The sequence below is a fragment of the Streptomyces sp. NBC_00878 genome (assembly GCF_026341515.1).
Taxonomy (GTDB): Bacteria; Actinomycetota; Actinomycetes; order Streptomycetales; family Streptomycetaceae; genus Streptomyces.
In genome coordinates, this window is record NZ_JAPEOK010000001.1 from 1,225,393 (window position 1) to 1,240,677 (window position 15,285).

General features: G+C 71.4%; 13 protein-coding genes. 11 read left to right on the forward strand and 2 right to left on the reverse strand.

Going from position 1 to position 15,285, the window contains the following annotated elements:
- Positions 1–92 precede the first annotated feature (92 nt).
- On the forward strand, positions 93–1,085 hold the full coding sequence (locus OHA11_RS04925) for a DUF3048 domain-containing protein (protein ID WP_266492310.1): 993 nt from the start codon (positions 93–95) through the stop codon (positions 1,083–1,085).
- Positions 1,086–1,202: 117 nt separating this feature from the next.
- Here the strand turns inward: OHA11_RS04925 and OHA11_RS04930 are convergent, their stop codons facing one another.
- Positions 1,203–1,688 carry a MarR family winged helix-turn-helix transcriptional regulator gene (locus OHA11_RS04930; protein ID WP_266492312.1) on the reverse strand — a complete coding sequence of 162 codons (486 nt, stop codon included), beginning with the start codon at positions 1,686–1,688 and terminating at the stop codon, positions 1,203–1,205.
- 227 nt (positions 1,689–1,915) lie between these two features.
- On the opposite strand from OHA11_RS04930, the gene OHA11_RS04935 reads away from it, so the two are divergent.
- The 7 genes from OHA11_RS04935 (at position 1,916) to pcaD (ending at position 8,479) form a co-directional block, all read left to right on the forward strand.
- Entirely contained in the window at positions 1,916–2,671 is a 756-nt protein-coding gene (locus OHA11_RS04935; RefSeq protein ID WP_266492314.1) for a CoA transferase subunit A, read from the forward strand.
- Positions 2,671–3,354 carry a CoA transferase subunit B gene (locus tag OHA11_RS04940; RefSeq protein WP_266492315.1) on the forward strand — a complete coding sequence of 228 codons (684 nt, stop codon included), beginning with the start codon at positions 2,671–2,673 and terminating at the stop codon, positions 3,352–3,354. Before OHA11_RS04935 ends, OHA11_RS04940 begins: the two co-directional genes overlap by 1 nt.
- Positions 3,351–4,553, forward strand: a complete 1,203-nt coding sequence (locus OHA11_RS04945; protein ID WP_266492318.1) for a thiolase family protein — start codon at positions 3,351–3,353, stop codon at positions 4,551–4,553. The genes OHA11_RS04940 and OHA11_RS04945 overlap by 4 nt, the downstream gene beginning before the upstream one ends.
- Before the next feature lie 8 nt (positions 4,554–4,561).
- Positions 4,562–5,332: a protocatechuate 3,4-dioxygenase subunit beta gene (gene pcaH / locus OHA11_RS04950; RefSeq protein ID WP_266492319.1), complete on the forward strand. Its 771-nt coding sequence runs from the start codon at positions 4,562–4,564 to the stop codon at positions 5,330–5,332.
- Complete coding sequence (pcaG, locus tag OHA11_RS04955) at positions 5,329–5,907, forward strand: protocatechuate 3,4-dioxygenase subunit alpha (protein WP_266492320.1); 579 nt, start codon at positions 5,329–5,331, stop codon at positions 5,905–5,907. Before pcaH ends, pcaG begins: the two co-directional genes overlap by 4 nt.
- Before the next feature lie 113 nt (positions 5,908–6,020).
- Positions 6,021–7,334 carry a 3-carboxy-cis,cis-muconate cycloisomerase gene (pcaB, locus tag OHA11_RS04960; RefSeq protein ID WP_266506955.1) on the forward strand — a complete coding sequence of 438 codons (1,314 nt, stop codon included), beginning with the start codon at positions 6,021–6,023 and terminating at the stop codon, positions 7,332–7,334.
- Entirely contained in the window at positions 7,331–8,479 is a 1,149-nt protein-coding gene (pcaD, locus tag OHA11_RS04965) for a 3-oxoadipate enol-lactonase (RefSeq protein ID WP_266492321.1), read from the forward strand. The genes pcaB and pcaD overlap by 4 nt, the downstream gene beginning before the upstream one ends.
- Positions 8,480–8,677: 198 nt before the next feature.
- Here the strand turns inward: pcaD and OHA11_RS04970 are convergent, their stop codons facing one another.
- Positions 8,678–11,362: an AAA family ATPase gene (locus OHA11_RS04970; RefSeq protein ID WP_266492323.1), complete on the reverse strand. Its 2,685-nt coding sequence runs from the start codon at positions 11,360–11,362 to the stop codon at positions 8,678–8,680.
- 235 nt (positions 11,363–11,597) lie between these two features.
- On the opposite strand from OHA11_RS04970, the gene OHA11_RS04975 reads away from it, so the two are divergent.
- The 3 genes from OHA11_RS04975 to OHA11_RS04985 are packed head-to-tail and all read left to right on the forward strand — an operon-like array spanning position 11,598 to position 15,267.
- Positions 11,598–13,052, forward strand: coding sequence for an MFS transporter (locus OHA11_RS04975; RefSeq protein ID WP_266492325.1), 1,455 nt, complete (start codon positions 11,598–11,600; stop codon positions 13,050–13,052).
- A gap of 4 nt (positions 13,053–13,056) precedes the next feature.
- Positions 13,057–14,250 carry an anhydro-N-acetylmuramic acid kinase gene (locus tag OHA11_RS04980; RefSeq protein WP_266492327.1) on the forward strand — a complete coding sequence of 398 codons (1,194 nt, stop codon included), beginning with the start codon at positions 13,057–13,059 and terminating at the stop codon, positions 14,248–14,250.
- A 54-nt stretch (positions 14,251–14,304) separates the two neighbouring features.
- Positions 14,305–15,267 carry a DUF2510 domain-containing protein gene (locus OHA11_RS04985; protein ID WP_266492330.1) on the forward strand — a complete coding sequence of 321 codons (963 nt, stop codon included), beginning with the start codon at positions 14,305–14,307 and terminating at the stop codon, positions 15,265–15,267.
- Positions 15,268–15,285 lie beyond the last annotated feature (18 nt).

Consider the following 15,285-nt stretch of genomic DNA (forward strand, 5'->3'; position numbering starts at 1 on the left):
GCAATCAGAATCGAGCGGGTATGGCCATCAATGAACTTATAAGCGCACAATCATTAACATGAGACGCGGTGGCAACGGTGGACAGGGGACGGATGGCACGCAGGCAGCGCAAGCGGAACAACACCATGACGGCGGCACTGCTGGCTGCCACGGTGGCCGCCTCTCTGGCGTTCGCGTCGGGCTGTACGACACCTGACGGCCGACTCGACAACGGCCGCGAGAACGTCCCGGACGGCACGGACAGCGGCAGCCCCGAGACTGGGACACCCCGCACCGGTTCACCGCTCGCCGTGAAGATCGACAACGTCCCCGGCGCCCGGCCGCAGACGGGCCTGGACGCCGCGGACATCGTGTACGCGGAGCAGGTGGAGGGCGGCCTCAGCCGGCTGATGGCGGTGTACGCGACGAAGCTGCCGAAGACCATCGGCCCGGTGCGCAGCGCCCGCGAGTCCGACCTTGAACTGCTGCGCCAGTTCAACGATCCGACGCTGGCTTTCTCCGGAGCGCAGGGCAAGCTGCTGCCGCTGATCGACAAAGCGCCGTTGCACCCGGCCTCTCCGGCCGACGCCGGCAAGGCGTACTACCGGGGATCGGACAAGCCCACGCCACACAACCTCTATCTGCGCCCGCAGCGGCTCCTGGCGGCCACGCCCGGAGCGGACGCGCTGACGACGGGATTCCGGTACGGGGCGGCGCCCGAGGGCGGCAAGGCCGAGCTCACACGTACGGTCCGCTTCCCGGCGGCCCGTTTCACCTTCGACTGGTCGAAGGACCGGCAGCGCTGGCTGGTGTCGATGGACGGCACGCCGACGGTCACCACCGACGGCAAGCGGGTGGCCGCCTCGACGGTCGTCGTGCAGTACGTGGAGGTTCGGAAGTCCGCGTACCGCGACTTCCTGGGCAACAACACTCCCTACACGAAGACCGTGGGCTCGGGCACGGCGAAGGTCCTGCGCGACGGCAAGGTCTTCGACGCCGACTGGAAGCGGCCGGCGGCCGCGGACGGCACGGAGTTCACGACGACGAACGGCACACCTCTGAACTTCGCGAAGGGCCAGGTGTGGGTGGTGTTCACGAAGGCCTGAGCCTCAGGGCCGAACCTCAGGCCCAGCCCCAGAGCCAAGCCTCAGGGCCGAACCTCGGGCCCAGCCCCGGAGCCAAGCTTCAGGGCCGACCCTCAGGCCCAGCCCCGGAGCCAAGCCTCAGAGCCGAGCCTCAGACCGACCAACCACGGGTTCCACCGAACCCCCGGGGTTACGCAGTCCCTCCGCCGCGTCCGACACCCGTTGGAGCAGATCGAAGAACACGGCCTGCTCCTCGCCGGAGAGCGGCGCCAGGAAGACCTGGTTCATCCGCGCCGTCCGCACCGCCAGTTTCCGGTGGACGCGCACGCCCTCGTCGGTGAGGCGGACCAGGAAGCGCCGTCCGTCCTGCGGGTCGCGCACCTTGTCCAGGAGTCCGCGTCGGCCGAGCCGACTGATGACCTCGGCGATGGTGGACCGGTCGAGCCCGACCCGCTCCCCCACCGAGCACTGGTCGAGCCCCGGCTCGGCGACGAGCGCGTTCAGCACCGCGAACTGCGGTGAGGTGATCTCCTCGGAGACCATCGTGTTCCAGAGTAGGTAGTGCGCCTGCTGCAGCCGCCGGGCCAGGTGCCCGGGGTGGGCGGAGAGATCCACCGCGGCCATGTGCCCTCCTCGTTAGTTGGTGCACTGAGCTCATTAGTTGGTGCACTGAACGATAGCGGGCAACCGCTCTCCTTGTCTCACCATGAGACGAGACTCTGAACTGCGGATTCCACCAAAGCCTTGACGGTTGCGGGATCGAATGACAGCGTGTTTGAAACCTCGAATAAATGCTCAGTGTCCTGACTAATTGGCACCGCAGGGTACTCGGGAGAGATGGGGCTTCGCAGATGGACAAGGTGGTCGCCACAGCCGCCGAGGCAGTGGCCGATGTGCCCGACGGGGCGACCCTCGCGGTGGGCGGTTTCGGCCTCAGCGGTGTGCCGAACGTGCTGATCGAGGCGCTGTACGAGCGCGGAGTCTCCGGCCTGGGGGTCGTCTCCAACAACTGCGGGGCAATGGAGTCCGGGCTGGCGGTACTGCTGGCCGCCGGGCGGATCGCCCGCGTCACCGGCTCCTACATCGGGGCGAACAAGGAGTTCGCACGGCAGTACCTGGCCGGGGAGCTGGAGGTGGAGATGATCCCGCAGGGCACACTCGCCGAACGGCTGCGGGCCGGCGGGACCGGGATCCCCGCGTTCTTCACCCCGGCCGGCGTCGGCACCCAGGTAGCCGACGGCGGACTGCCCTGGCGCTACGACGGCAACGGCGGCATCGCCCTCGCCTCACCGCCCAAGGAAGTCCGTGAGTTCGACGGCACGCAGTACGTCCTCGAACACGGCATCCGCACCGACTTCGCCCTGGTCCGCGCCGCGAAGGGCGACCGGCACGGAAACCTCGTCTTCAACAAGTCCACCCGGAACTTCAACCCCCTGGCCGCCATGGCCGGACGCGTGACCATCGCCGAGGTGGAGGAGTTGGTCGAACCGGGCCACATCGACCCGGACGCCGTGCATCTGCCGGGCATCTTCGTGCAGCGGGTCGTCGCCCTCACACCCGAACAGGCCGCCGACAAGAAGATCGAACAGCGGACGGTGAGCAGCTGATGGCCTGGACCCGCGAACAGATGGCCGCCCGCGCCGCCCGCGAACTCGAGGACGGCCAGTACGTCAACCTCGGCATCGGTCTGCCGACCCTGATCCCCAACCACCTCCCACCCGGCGTCGAAGTGATCCTGGAGTCCGAGAACGGCATCCTCGGCACCGGCCCCTACCCCACCGAGGACCAGGTCGACCCCGATCTGATCAACGCGGGCAAGGAAACCGTCACCGTCCTGCCGGGCGCCTCCTTCTTCGACTCCGCCCTCTCCTTCGGCATGATCCGCGGCGGCCACATCGACGTCGCCGTCCTCGGCGCCATGCAGGTCTCCGCAACCGGAGACCTCGCCAACTGGGCCGTCCCCGGAAAAATGATCACCGGCATCGGCGGGGCGATGGACCTCGTCCACGGCGCCCGCACTGTCATCGTCGTCATGACCCACACCGCCAAGGACGGCTCACCGAAGATCCTGGAGCAGTGTGCGCTGCCCCTGACCGGCAAGGCCTGCGTGAACCGGATCATCACCGACCTCGCCGTCCTCGACGTCACCGACGAGGGACTGGTCCTCGTCGAGACCGCACCCGGCGTCACGGCCGGGGAGATCGTGGCGAAGACCGCCGCGAAGGTCCGTATCGCCGACAAGCTCACTGACGAGCTCACCGACGAGCTCACCGAGGAGATCCAGTCGTGAAGGACGTCTACGTCGTCGACGCGGTCCGCACTCCGTTCGGCAAGTACAACGGGTCGCTGTCGTCCGTCCGCCCGGACGACCTGGCCGCCCACGCCATCCGCGAACTCCTCGCCCGTACCCCGGAGTTGGACCCGTCCCGGATCGAGGACGTCTACTTCGGCAACGCCAACGGGGCCGGTGAGGAGAACCGCAACGTCGCCCGCATGGCGGGCCTGCTGGCCGGACTGCCCACCTCCGTGCCCGGTGTCACCGTCAACCGGCTGTGCGCCTCCGGCCTCGAAGCCGTCGTCCAGGCCGCCCGCGCCATCGCGGTCGGAGACGCCCACATCGCGCTCGCCGGTGGCGTGGAGTCCATGACCCGCGCCCCCTACGTGCTGCCCAAGAACGACAGGCCCTTCCCGGCCGGCCACACCGAGCTGTACTCCACCACCCTCGGCTGGCGCATGGTCAACCCGAAGATGGACCCGCAGTGGACCATCCCGCTGGGCGAGTCGGCCGAACTCATCGCCGACAAGCACAAGATCAGCCGCGATCAGCAGGACGAGTTCGCACTCGCCAGCCACCGCAAGGCCGCCCAGGCCCAGGCGGACGGCCTCTTCGACACCGAGATCGCCCCCGTGTCCATTCCGCAGCGCAAGGGCGACCCCCTCGTCTTCGGCGCAGACGAATGCGTACGGGCCTCGACATCGCTGGAGGCGATGGCCAAGCTCAAGCCGTCCTTCCGCACGGAACACGGCACGGTCACCGCGGCCAATGCCTCACCGCTCAACGACGGCGCCGCCGCGCTGCTCCTCGTCGACGAGGACGGCCTGAAGGCCACCGGCCGCGAACCCCTCGCCCGCGTCTCCGCCACGGGCGTCTCCGCCCTCGACCCGGACTACTTCGGCCTCGCCCCCGTCGAAGCCGTCAACCGCGCCCTCGCCAAGGCGGGCAAGGGATTTGACGACCTGTCAACTCTCGAACTCAACGAGGCCTTCGCCGCACAGGTCCTCGGCTGTGTCGCCGAGTGGCCCGACTTCGACCCGGCCGTCCTCAACCCACAGGGCGGTGCCATCGCACTCGGCCACCCCCTCGGCGCATCCGGCGCCCGCCTCGCCGGAACCGTCGCCCACCAACTCGCCCGCAAAGGCAGCGGAACCGGCGTCGCCACCCTCTGCATCGGCGTCGGCCAGGGCCTCGCCCTCGTACTGGAGCGTTAGGAACTCTCATGGCTCTCACTCAGTCGGACATCGACGTCGAGATCAAGGATCGCCAGGACGCGTACGACAAGGCGGTCGCCGGCGGCGCCCCGGTCCTGCACCACCCGCGGCGCGACTACCCGCCGTACCGCAGTTCCGTGCTGCGGCACCCCAAGCAGCCGCTGGTCGCCGTGAGCGGCGGGGACCCGGAGGCCGTCGAGCTGTCGGGGCCGGTGTTCGGTGTCGCCGACATCACCGAGCACGACAGCGACCTGACCCTCCAGCACCGGGGCGAGCCGATCGGCGAGCGCATGACCGTCTCGGGCCGACTGCTCGACCGCGACGGCCGTCCCGTGCGCGGCCAGCTCGTCGAGATCTGGCAGGCCAACGCCGCCGGACGGTACGCCCATCTGCGCGAGCAGCATCCGGCGCCCCACGACCCCAACTTCACCGGTGTGGGGCGGACCCTGACGGACGATCAGGGCCGGTACTCGTTCACCACGATCAAGCCGGGCCCGTACCCGTGGGGCAACCACACCAACGCGTGGCGGCCCGCGCACATCCACTTCTCGGTGTTCGGCACCGCGTTCACCCAGCGGCTCGTGACGCAGATGTACTTCCCGAGCGACCCGCTGTTCCGGTACGACCCGATCCTCCAGTCCGTGACGGACGAGGCGGCCCGCAACCGGCTGATCGCCGCGTACGACCACGACCTCTCGCGGCCCGAGTTCTCGATGGGCTACGCATGGGACATCGTTCTCGACGGTCCCTCCGCCACCTGGATCGAGGAAGGCCGTTGACCATGACCGAGACGACCGGGCGCCTGCTCCCCACCCCGTCCCACACCATCGGCCCGTTCTACGGCCACGCGCTCCCCTTTCCCGGCGGCGCCGAGGTGGCGCCCCCGGGCCGCTCCGACGCGATCACCCTGCACGGGTACGTGTTCGACGGCGCGGGTACGCCGATCCCCGACGCCCTGCTGGACTTCTGGCAGGCGGCGCCCGACGGCTCGCTGACCGGCGCGCCCGGCTCGATGCGGCGCGACCCGGCGACGGGCGGGTTCGTGGGCCGCAACGGCGTCGGCTTCACGGGCTACGGGCGGGTTCCCACGGACCCGGACGGGCACTACGCGCTCCACACGTTGCCGCCGGGCAACACCGGGCTGCCGTACATCAGCGTGTGCGTGTTCGCGCGCGGTCTGACGCACCACCTCTTCACCCGCGCGTACCTCGCCGACGGCGCGGACCCGCTGCTCGACTCCCTCCCGGCCGAGCGGCGCGCCACGCTGATCGCGGCGGAGGGCGCCCACCGGACGTACCGTTTCGACATCGGCCTTCAGGGCGAAGGCGAAACGGTCTTCCTGGAGTTCCAGTGACAGCTGCCTCCCCTGCCGATCCCGGCAACCCCGGCGATCCCGCCGGTTCCAGCGATCCCGTCGCGTCCAGCGATTCCGTCAGTCCCGTCGATCCCGGCGGTTCCGACGTCGGTCTGCTCGCGCCCGGGCGGGCGGGCTCCCCCGCCGAGTCCGCGACGGGCGACCGCGCCTTCCTTCAGGCGTTGCTCGACGCGGAGGCGGCACTCACCCGTGCGCAGGCCTCGCTCGGCCTCGCCCCGGCGGAGGCCGCCGACGCGGTCACCGCGGCGGCCGACGTGGCACGTTTCGACGTCCGCGGCCTGGCGCTCCGCGCACGGGACGGCGGCAATCCGGTGATCCCGCTGGTGGCGGACCTGACGTCGGCCGTCGCGGCGGTCGACACCGAGCACGCCCCCTACGTCCACCGGGGCGCGACCAGCCAGGACATCATGGACACGGCCGCCATGCTCGTCGGCACCCGGACGCTGGACCTGATCCTGGCGGACCTCGCCCGTACGGAGCGTGCGCTGGCGCGGCTCGCGCGCGAGCACCGGGACACGGTCATGCCGGGACGCACCCTCACCCAGCACGCCGTGCCGACCACCTTCGGGCTGAAGGCGGCGGGCTGGCGGGCGCTGGTACTGGACGCGAGGGACCGCGTCCAGGCCGTGCGAGAGCGACTCCCGGCCCAACTCGGGGGCGCGGCGGGCACGTTGGCGGCCTTCACCGCGTACGGCGCCCCGGACACGGGTGCCCTTGTCGAGGCGTACGCCCGTGAACTGCGCCTCGCCGTACCGGTGTTGCCCTGGCACACCCTCCGCACGCCCGTCGCCGACCTGGCCGGAGCCCTCGCGTTCACCGCGGGTGCCCTCGGCAAGACGGCCGCGGATGTGCTCACCCTCGCCCGTACGGAGATCCGTGAGCTGAGCGAGAGCGCGGGCGGTGGTTCGTCGGCCATGCCGCACAAGGCGAACCCCGTACGCGCCACGCTCGTCGCGGCGGCAGCCCGCCGGGCACCGCACCTCGCCGCGACGCTGTACGGGTCCCTCGCCGCCGAGGACGAACGGCCCGCCGGTGCCTGGCACGCCGAGTGGGAGCCCCTGCGTGACCTGCTGCGTCTGGTCGGCGGGGCAGCACGCGACGCGGCCGAGCTGACCGAGGATCTGCGGGTCCACGCGGAAGCGATGCGCGCCCACCTGGACCTCACCCACGGCCTGATCGTCTCCGAGCGACTGTCCGCCGAACTCACGCCGGTGCTCGGGCGGGCCCGCGCCAAGGAACTGCTCACGCTCGCCGCGCGGCGGGCCACCGCCGAGGACCGGCCACTCGTGGAACTCCTCGCCGAGGAGCCCGAGTTGAAGGACCTCGACCTCGCGGTCCTCACCGACCCCACCCAGTACACCGGCTCCGCCGGAGCCCTCACCGACCGTGCCCTGGAGCGACGTTGACCACCCAACCACCTCTCCCCTACGGCAAGTTGCCGCACCACCGCGCCGAAGGCCCCGTATCCGCTCCCCCACTCCTCCTCGGCCCGTCCCTAGGGACGTCGACGGCCCTGTGGGACAAGGTCGCGCCCGAACTCTCCGTCACCCACCGAGTCGTGCGCTGGGACCTGCCGGGCCACGGCGGCTCCTCCGCCGGTCTGATCGGTCCCGGAGCGAGCGTCGCCGACCTCGCCGCGCTGGTGCTCGCGCTCGCCGACTCGCTCGGCATCGACCGGTTCTCGTACGCCGGTGTCTCGCTCGGTGGCGCGGTGGGGCTGCATCTCGCCGTCCACCACCCCGAGCGGGTCGAACGGCTCGCGGTGATCTGCTCCTCCGCGCATTTCAACGGCTCCAAGCTGTGGGAGGAGCGCGCCGCGCTCGTGCGGGCCGAGGGACTGGCCGAGCTCGCCAAGGGCGCCGACTCCCGTTGGTTCACGCCCGGTTTCACCGTTCCCGAGCTGATCGAGGATCACCGGACGGCGGATCCGGACGCGTACGCCGCCTGCTGCGACGCGCTCGCCGCCTTCGACATCCGGGAGCGGCTTCCGGAGATCGGCGCGCCCACGCTGCTCGTCGCCGGGCGTGAGGATCCCGCGACACCGCCCGCGCATCTGCGCGAGATCGCCGACGCGGTTCCCGGTGCCGCGCTGGTCGAGATCCCGGGTGCCTCGCACCTCGCGCCCGCCCAGTGCCCGGAGGCCGTACTCACCGCTCTGCGCGCGCACTTCGACGGTGGCGCCAAGCGGGGCATGGAGGTTCGCCGCCAGGTGCTGGGTGACGTACACGTCGACCGTGCGCAGGCCCGGCAGTCGGAATTCACGGCGCGGTTCCAGGACTTCATCGCTCGGTACGCGTGGGGCGAGATCTGGACCGACCCCACCCTGGCGCGCCGCGAGCGGAGCATGATCACGCTGACCGCGCTGGTGGCGCACGGGCACTACGACGAGCTGGCGATGCACATCCGCGCCGCCCGCCGTAACGGGCTCACACCGGAGGAGATCGGCGCGGTGCTGCTGCAGACCGCCGTGTACTGCGGGGTCCCGGCGGCCAACTCGGCGTTCGCCGTGGCCCAGCGGGTGCTCGCCGAGGAGGACGAGGCCACGGGCTGACCTGCCCCTCGGTCAGTCGGTCAGTCGGTCAGTCGGTCAGTCGGTCAGTCGGCGGACGGTGCGCCAGAGGGCGCTCGGCCCGGCTCCAAAATCACCCGGCCGCCGAGCCATCCCCCACCGAGCCATCCCCCACCGAGCCATCCCCCACCGAGCCATGTCACAGAGACAACCGTCATAGAGACAACCGCCGCCGCTCCGTCAGCGAGGGCGGGGCACTCGGACCGGGTCCAGTGCCTCCCGGGCCCTGGCCACCAGGCCGTCCGCGCCGCAGGTGCGCGCCAGTGTCAAACCGCGGGTCAGCTCGGTGACGGAGCCGGACGCGATGCCGTAGTCGACGCGGGCCGCCGCGTGCTCGTAAGCACAGGGGGACGCCTCGAGGTAGGCGACGGCCTGCGCGTGCAGCGTGACCGCGCGCCGGCCGGTTTCCAGGGTGGCGGCGCAGCGGAGGGCTTCGCCTATGGCCGTGTCCGTGCCGAAGCGTTCGGCCTGGATGCGGGCCTCGGCCGCCACTTCGGCGGCGCGGCGCGGGTCCGCGACGGCGAGGGTCCGGGCGAGGTCTCCCGCCCAGGGCGCCACCACCGTGTTGTGGCCGCCGCGGGCCGCGGACATCTTCTCGGCGGTCTCCAGTTCGTTCACGCCCTCCTCGACGCGGCCGGTGGCGATCAGCAGGCGGCCCCTGATCGAGTGGGTGTCCGGCAGGACGATCGTGGACGGGTGGGGCGGTTCGAAGGAGTACCGCTCGGCGATCTCCTCGGCCGCGCCGACATGGCCGCGGGCGAGCAGTGTGTCGATGAGCATGCACGCCGCCGACCAGTGCATGGGCAGCCCGCGGCCCACCCGGTCCGCCAGCCGGAGTGCCTCGCGCAGGGACTCCTCCGCGTCCACGAGGCGGCCCCGTCTGCGGAGCACGTATCCGCCGAAGGCGTGCGCGAGGGCCAGATGGCCGCCGCTCCACCCGGCGTGCTCGTATGTCCGCTGGGCCTCCGTGAAGAGGCTCTCGGCGCGGTCGAGGCGGTCCGCGAACGCGTAGGAGATGCCAAGCATCATGAGGAGCTCGAAGCTCCACTCGGTGTCGGTCCAGCCGAGGCCCGGTGCGAGGCGGCCGTTGACGAGGGCGCGGTCGCAGTGTTCGACGACCTCCTCGGCGTTCTCCCCGCGGGTCATCGCGTCGAAGGCGCGCAGGATGAGCAGGGCGCGCTCGGAGTTGTCGCGGCCGGTGAGCGGCTTGACGAGCTCGGCGAGGCGGCGGGAGCGGCCGGACGCGTCCTCCTCGCCGACGTGGACGCCCTCCCACATGTAGTGCACAGCCTGCAGGCGCATACGGGCGGGACCGGGCTGGAGCCGGGCGGCCTCCGCGTCGACCGCGGCGACGGCCTCCTCCGGCTGGCCGTTGTGGATGTAGGCGGAGGAGAGCCGGCAGACCGCGTCGACCCGCAGCTCCTCCTCCAGGCCGTGCACCGTGAGTGCCTGCCGCAGGTGCCCTATCGTCGTCGCGGGCGAGGTGAGGAGCGTGGCGCAGCCCAACTCGTAGAGGACGCGCGCGTGGACCTCCGGAAGCGGCGGTTCCAGCAGGGCGCGCTCCAGACAGCGGCGGGCCGCCTCCGGGGCGCCGACGGCGAGGTGTTCGCGGGCGGCCTCGCGCATCTGCTCGACGAGTTCGGGGTCGTCGTCCGGATGGACCTCGAGGAGGTGGCGGGAGGCCGCGGCGGCACCGAGGCCCGAAGCGGTGACGACCGAGGCGGCCACCCCGTGCATCGCGGTGCGCAGCCCGTCGGGGATCGAGCGGTAGACGGCGGTGGCGATGAGCGGATGGACGAACTCCAGGTCCCCTTCGGCGACTTGGCCGAGCGGTGGGTCGGCCGCGGTGAGGATGCGCGCCGCGCCGAGGAGAGTCGCGCAGCGCTCCGCCTCCTCCCGCGGCATGCCGGCGAGTTCGGCCGCCAGTTCCAGGGAGATCTGTGTGCCGAGGATGGCCGCCGCCCAGGCGAACCGGGTGGCGTCCACGCCGAGTCCTTCGAGCCGGTCGACGAGTCCGCGGCCCCGCGCCGAACGGTTCAGCGCGCGCAGTTCCGAGGCCGACTCCTCGACCGGTTCGAAGTCGCTGTCCTGGACCTTGGCGAGCAGTTCCACGGTCTCGAACGGGTTGCCGTCGGTGACAGCCCAGACCTCGCGGCAGAACGGGGCGTCGGCGTGCACGCCGAGCGTGGCGCGGGTGAGTCCGGCCGTGGCGCCGGGGGTCAGCGTGCGCAGGGCGGGCATCGGGCCGGCCAGGGCGCCGATGGTGTCGAGGTGGCGGGCGCTCTCGCCGGTGGCGTCACCGGGGCGGCGGGCGACCACGACGAGGACGGGCAGATCGTCGAGGCGCTCCGCGAAGGCCGCCAGCCAGTGCAGGGTCTCCTGGTCGGCCCAGTGCGCGTCGTCGACGAACAGCACCAGCGGCCACTCGCGTCGGGCGAGCCTGCGCACGGCCGCGACCAGGCCGTCGCACACGCCCTGGGGGTCGGCCTGGCGGTCGCCCGGTTCGGCGATCCCGAGGGCGGGTCCGGAGATGTCGTACCAGTCGCCGAAGTACTCACGCGCCTCGTCGGGCATCAGCGCCACGAGCGCGGGCTGCAGCAGCTGCCGTACGACATTGAAGGGAACGGACGTGATGGTCTCGCCGCCGCGTGCCGACCACACCGTGCACTTGCGTACCTCCGCGATCCGGCGTGATTCGGCCAGGAGCGCGGTCTTGCCGATGCCGGCCTCGCCGGTGAACATCAGCAGGCTGCCCGAGGCCGAGCCCGCGCACAGCGCGTCGATCGCCTCCGTGACCGCGGCGAGTTCCGTGTCTCGCTCCCAGAGCGGTGCCGAGGCGGCCGTCCCCGGCCCTGCCTCCGTCATCCCGCTACCTCCCCAGGTCGCCCAAACGTCACCCAACCGACGTACAGACCTTGAGCCTAGCCCTCCGCAAGGCACGGTGGAGCGTGGTCGGGACACCTGTTGCCGCGACGGGTGACCTGGAGCCAACAGAGTTGCCGGACGGAACCGCCGAGCGACACGCGTGAACGTAATTGACTGTCAAAAGCCGCGTACTGACACTGACTTTCCACATCGTCGTGACGGCGGGAGGAACGGCATGGGCGCCCCGGTGCACGGCTCCGGCCCGCGGACCGACCGGCCCGACCGGCCCGAGCGCTCCCGCAGGGCGCTGGTCGCGGGGTCGGTGGGCAACTTCATCGAGTGGTACGAGTTCGGCGTCTACGGCTATTTCGCGACGGTCATCGCGGCCCGGTTCTTCACGCCGGAGGGCGGCGGCGAGGCCGAGGCGCTGGTCAGGACGTACGCGTCCTTCGCGCTGGCGTTCTTCTTCCGGCCCGTCGGCGCGGCGCTGTTCGGGCGGCTCGGCGACCGCGTCGGTCGGCGGCCCGTGCTCATCCTGGTCATCGTCCTCATGACGGCCGCGACGACCCTGATCGGCGCGCTGCCCACGTACGACACGGTCGGCGCCCTCGCGCCCTGGCTGCTGACCTTTCTGAGGGTTGTTCAGGGGCTGTCCGCGGGCGGGGAGTTCGGGGGCGCGGTGTCGGTGATGACGGAGTTCGCGCCACCGGGCAGGCGGGGCCTGTACGGGTCGTGGCAGTCGTTCACGGTGGCGCTGGGGCTGCTGGGCGGGGCGGGGGTGGCGGCCCTGCTGGCGACCGTGCTCAGTGAGGCGCAACTGAGTGACTGGGGCTGGCGGCTGCCGTTCCTGCTGACGCTGCCGATGGGGCTCGGGGCGCTGTGGCTGCGCCTGCGGCTCGACGAGACGCCGTCCTTCGAGTCGCTCCGGGAACGACGGGAACTCGGAGAACTACGGGGAGTAGGAGAGCTACGAGAGCCACGAGAACTACGGGCACAGCAGGAACATCGGGAACAACTGCAACAGCGGGAACAGCAGGAACAGCGGGAACCACAGGAGGAGCCCGGGCCGGAGCGCCCGCCGGGGCGTGAGGTGGCGAAGGCGATCGTGCTGGGCGCGGGGCGCGTCATGGGCTGGGCGGCGGCCGGGTACACGTTCCTCGTCGTGCTCCCCTCGTATCTGCAGAGCTCGCTGAACGCCACGTTCCAGCAGGCGCTGGTCGCCACCGTCCTGGCCAACCTGGGCTTCGCGGTCACGATCATTCCGGCGGGCCTGCTCAGCGACCGGATCGGGCGGCGGCCGGTGATGCTGACGGGCGCGCTGCTGGTCACAGTCCTCGCGGTCCCGCTGCTCAACCTCCTTCAGGACACGGGCACTTCGGGTCCGGGAACTTCGCACGCGGTGAAGGGTACGGCCGTGTTCGTCGCGGGCGCCGTCGTGGGGCTGATGGCTGGGCCGGGGCCCGCGATGCTCTCGGAGATGTTCCCGACGAGCGTCCGCTACACCGGGCTGGGACTCGCCTACGCCCTGTCCAATGCCGTCTTCTCGGGATGTGCGGGCCTCATCATCACGGAGACGATCAAGCGGACGGGCAGCGTGGACATTCCGGCGTACTACGCGGCCGTGACATGCGCGGTGAGCGCGTTGACACTTCTGACGCTCCGTAAGGCGCCTGTGAGGCAAGGGAGTTGATGAGGTGCGGGTGATCGGCCTGATGTCCGGCACGTCGTACGACGCGATCGACGCGGCTGCGGCCGACCTGCGGCTCGACGGAGACAGCCTGGTACTGCGGCCGCTCGGGATGGTCAGCGGGGCGTACGGGGCCGAGTTGCGCGAGGCGCTGGCGGTGGCGCTGCCTCCGGCGGCCACGACCCTCGCCGAGGTGTGCCGCCTGGACACGCTCATCGGGCAGGCCCTCGCCGCCGCCGCTCTCCGCGCCGACCGCGAACTGTGCGAGGGACAAGCCGAGTTGGTGGCCTCGCACGGCCAGACCGTCTACCACTGGGCCGACGGAGAGCGGGTGCGCGGCACCCTCCAGATCGGTCAGCCCGCCTGGATCGCGGAGGTCACCGGGCTGCCCGTGGTCGCCGATTTCCGGCCGCGCGACATCGCCGCGGGCGGCCAGGGGGCGCCCCTGGTGAGCCTCGTCGACCTGATGTGGCTGCGCGGCAGACCAGGCACACCAGTTGCGCTGAACCTCGGCGGCATCGCCAACCTGACCGCGCCCGACGGCACCGCCTTCGACACCGGGCCCGCGAGCGCGCTCATCGACGCGGCGGTCCACCACTTCACCGGCCGCGCCTACGACATGGACGGCGCGCTGGCCGCCCGCGGCACCGTCCACGAACCGCTGCTGCGCCACCTCCTCGACGAGCCGTACTACGCGCGCCCCGCACCCAAGACCACGGGCAAGGAACTGTTCCACCGGGACTACCTGTTGACAGCACTGACGGCGCTGACGGCTCCAGCGGCACTGGCCGCTCGGGCCGTACCGGCGGACATCGGCCCTCCGGCCCACGAGGACGTGATCGCGACCCTCACCCGGCTCACCGCGCGCACGGTCGCGGACGCCGTCCGTTCGGTGCGCGGAACCGAGGTGATCGCCTCGGGCGGCGGCACGCGCAACCCCGTCCTCATGGCGCTGCTCGCCGAGGAGTTGCCGGGGGTGCCACTGCACACCTCCGACGCGCTGGGCCTGCCGTCGGCCGCGAAGGAGGCGTACGCCTTCGCCGTGCTCGGTTTCCTGACGCTGCACGGTCTCGCGGGCACCGACCCGAGGAGCACCGGCGCCCGGCACTCCAGCGTGCTGGGCTCGGTGACGCCGGGGCGGAACGGGCTGCCGCCACTGCCCCGGGGCCTGAAACAGCCGGTGCGGCTCGTGATTGAGTGAACTGAATCCGGTCCCTCTCATCCGGCTTTCACTCGCACCTCATACGGTGGACCCATGACGCAGGCGACTCCCCCCGGCTGGTACCCCGACCCCGGGCAGACAATTGACAGCCCCGCCACGCAGCGCTGGTGGGACGGTAGAACATGGACGGACCAGACCCGCCCCGCGGAGTCCGGCGCCATTTGGGGTCCACACGCGTTTCCGCCGGGCTCGCCGTACCCGGGCGCGCACCCCGGCGGCCCGCGGCGCAGAGTACGTACGTCCATAGCCGTCGCCGCGGCCGTCGCCGTGCTCGCCGGCATCGGCGGCGGCGTGTACGCACTGACCACGAACGGCGATTCGGGCGGCGACGAAGCGAGCAACACCCAACCGCTGCCGACCCCGCCGGGCGGCACGCCGGGACAGGACGGCGGCAGCCAGGGCGGCCCCAGCGGCCCGGACGGCGGCGAGTCCCAGATCCCGCAGCCGGTGCCGTCCGAGGAGGGCTACGCCGCTGACCCGATCAACGGCATCAGTCTCCCCGTGCCCGAGGGCTGGAGCGGTGAGACCATCCAGGTGGGCGCCCAGGTGACGTCCAAGGACTCCTACAAGTGCCCCGGTGACACCACGAAGGACTGCACACGCGGCGGCGCCTACTCCGCCCCGGCGCTCGCGCTGGAGCTCAAGGCCACCACCGTCGAGGCAGCCGCCAAGGAGGACATCGCCAAGAACGCCGAGGAGTCCTACGGCGGCAAGAGCTACGGCAAGATCACCTCGACCGACGAGCTCTCCTCCAAGGCCGTCACCGTGGCCGGGCAGAAGGGCTACGCGGTCCGCTGGAAGGTCGTCACGAGCAAGGGCGACGACGGCTACGTCGAGTCGCTGGTCTTCCCGGCGCCGGGCAACGCCAAGCAGCTCGTCGTCGTGCGCTTCGGCATCGATATCAGTTCCAAGGCTCCCAAGCAGTCCGTGATCGACGAGATCACCAAGGGCATCAAGGAGTCCGCGACCGGCGGCGGCAACGGGCAGAACGTCTAGGACGTACGACGGTCAGGA

Coding starts and splice junctions, on each gene's coding strand:
- OHA11_RS04925 (WP_266492310.1), top strand. CDS start 93: ATGGCACGCAGGCAGCGCAAGCGGAACAACACCATGACGGCGGCACTG.
- OHA11_RS04930 (WP_266492312.1), bottom strand. CDS start 1,688: ATGGCCGCGGTGGATCTCTCCGCCCACCCCGGGCACCTGGCCCGGCGG.
- OHA11_RS04935 (WP_266492314.1), top strand. CDS start 1,916: ATGGACAAGGTGGTCGCCACAGCCGCCGAGGCAGTGGCCGATGTGCCC.
- OHA11_RS04940 (WP_266492315.1), top strand. CDS start 2,671: ATGGCCTGGACCCGCGAACAGATGGCCGCCCGCGCCGCCCGCGAACTC.
- pcaH (WP_266492319.1), top strand. CDS start 4,562: ATGGCTCTCACTCAGTCGGACATCGACGTCGAGATCAAGGATCGCCAG.
- OHA11_RS04970 (WP_266492323.1), bottom strand. CDS start 11,362: ATGACGGAGGCAGGGCCGGGGACGGCCGCCTCGGCACCGCTCTGGGAG.
- OHA11_RS04975 (WP_266492325.1), top strand. CDS start 11,598: ATGGGCGCCCCGGTGCACGGCTCCGGCCCGCGGACCGACCGGCCCGAC.
- OHA11_RS04985 (WP_266492330.1), top strand. CDS start 14,305: ATGACGCAGGCGACTCCCCCCGGCTGGTACCCCGACCCCGGGCAGACA.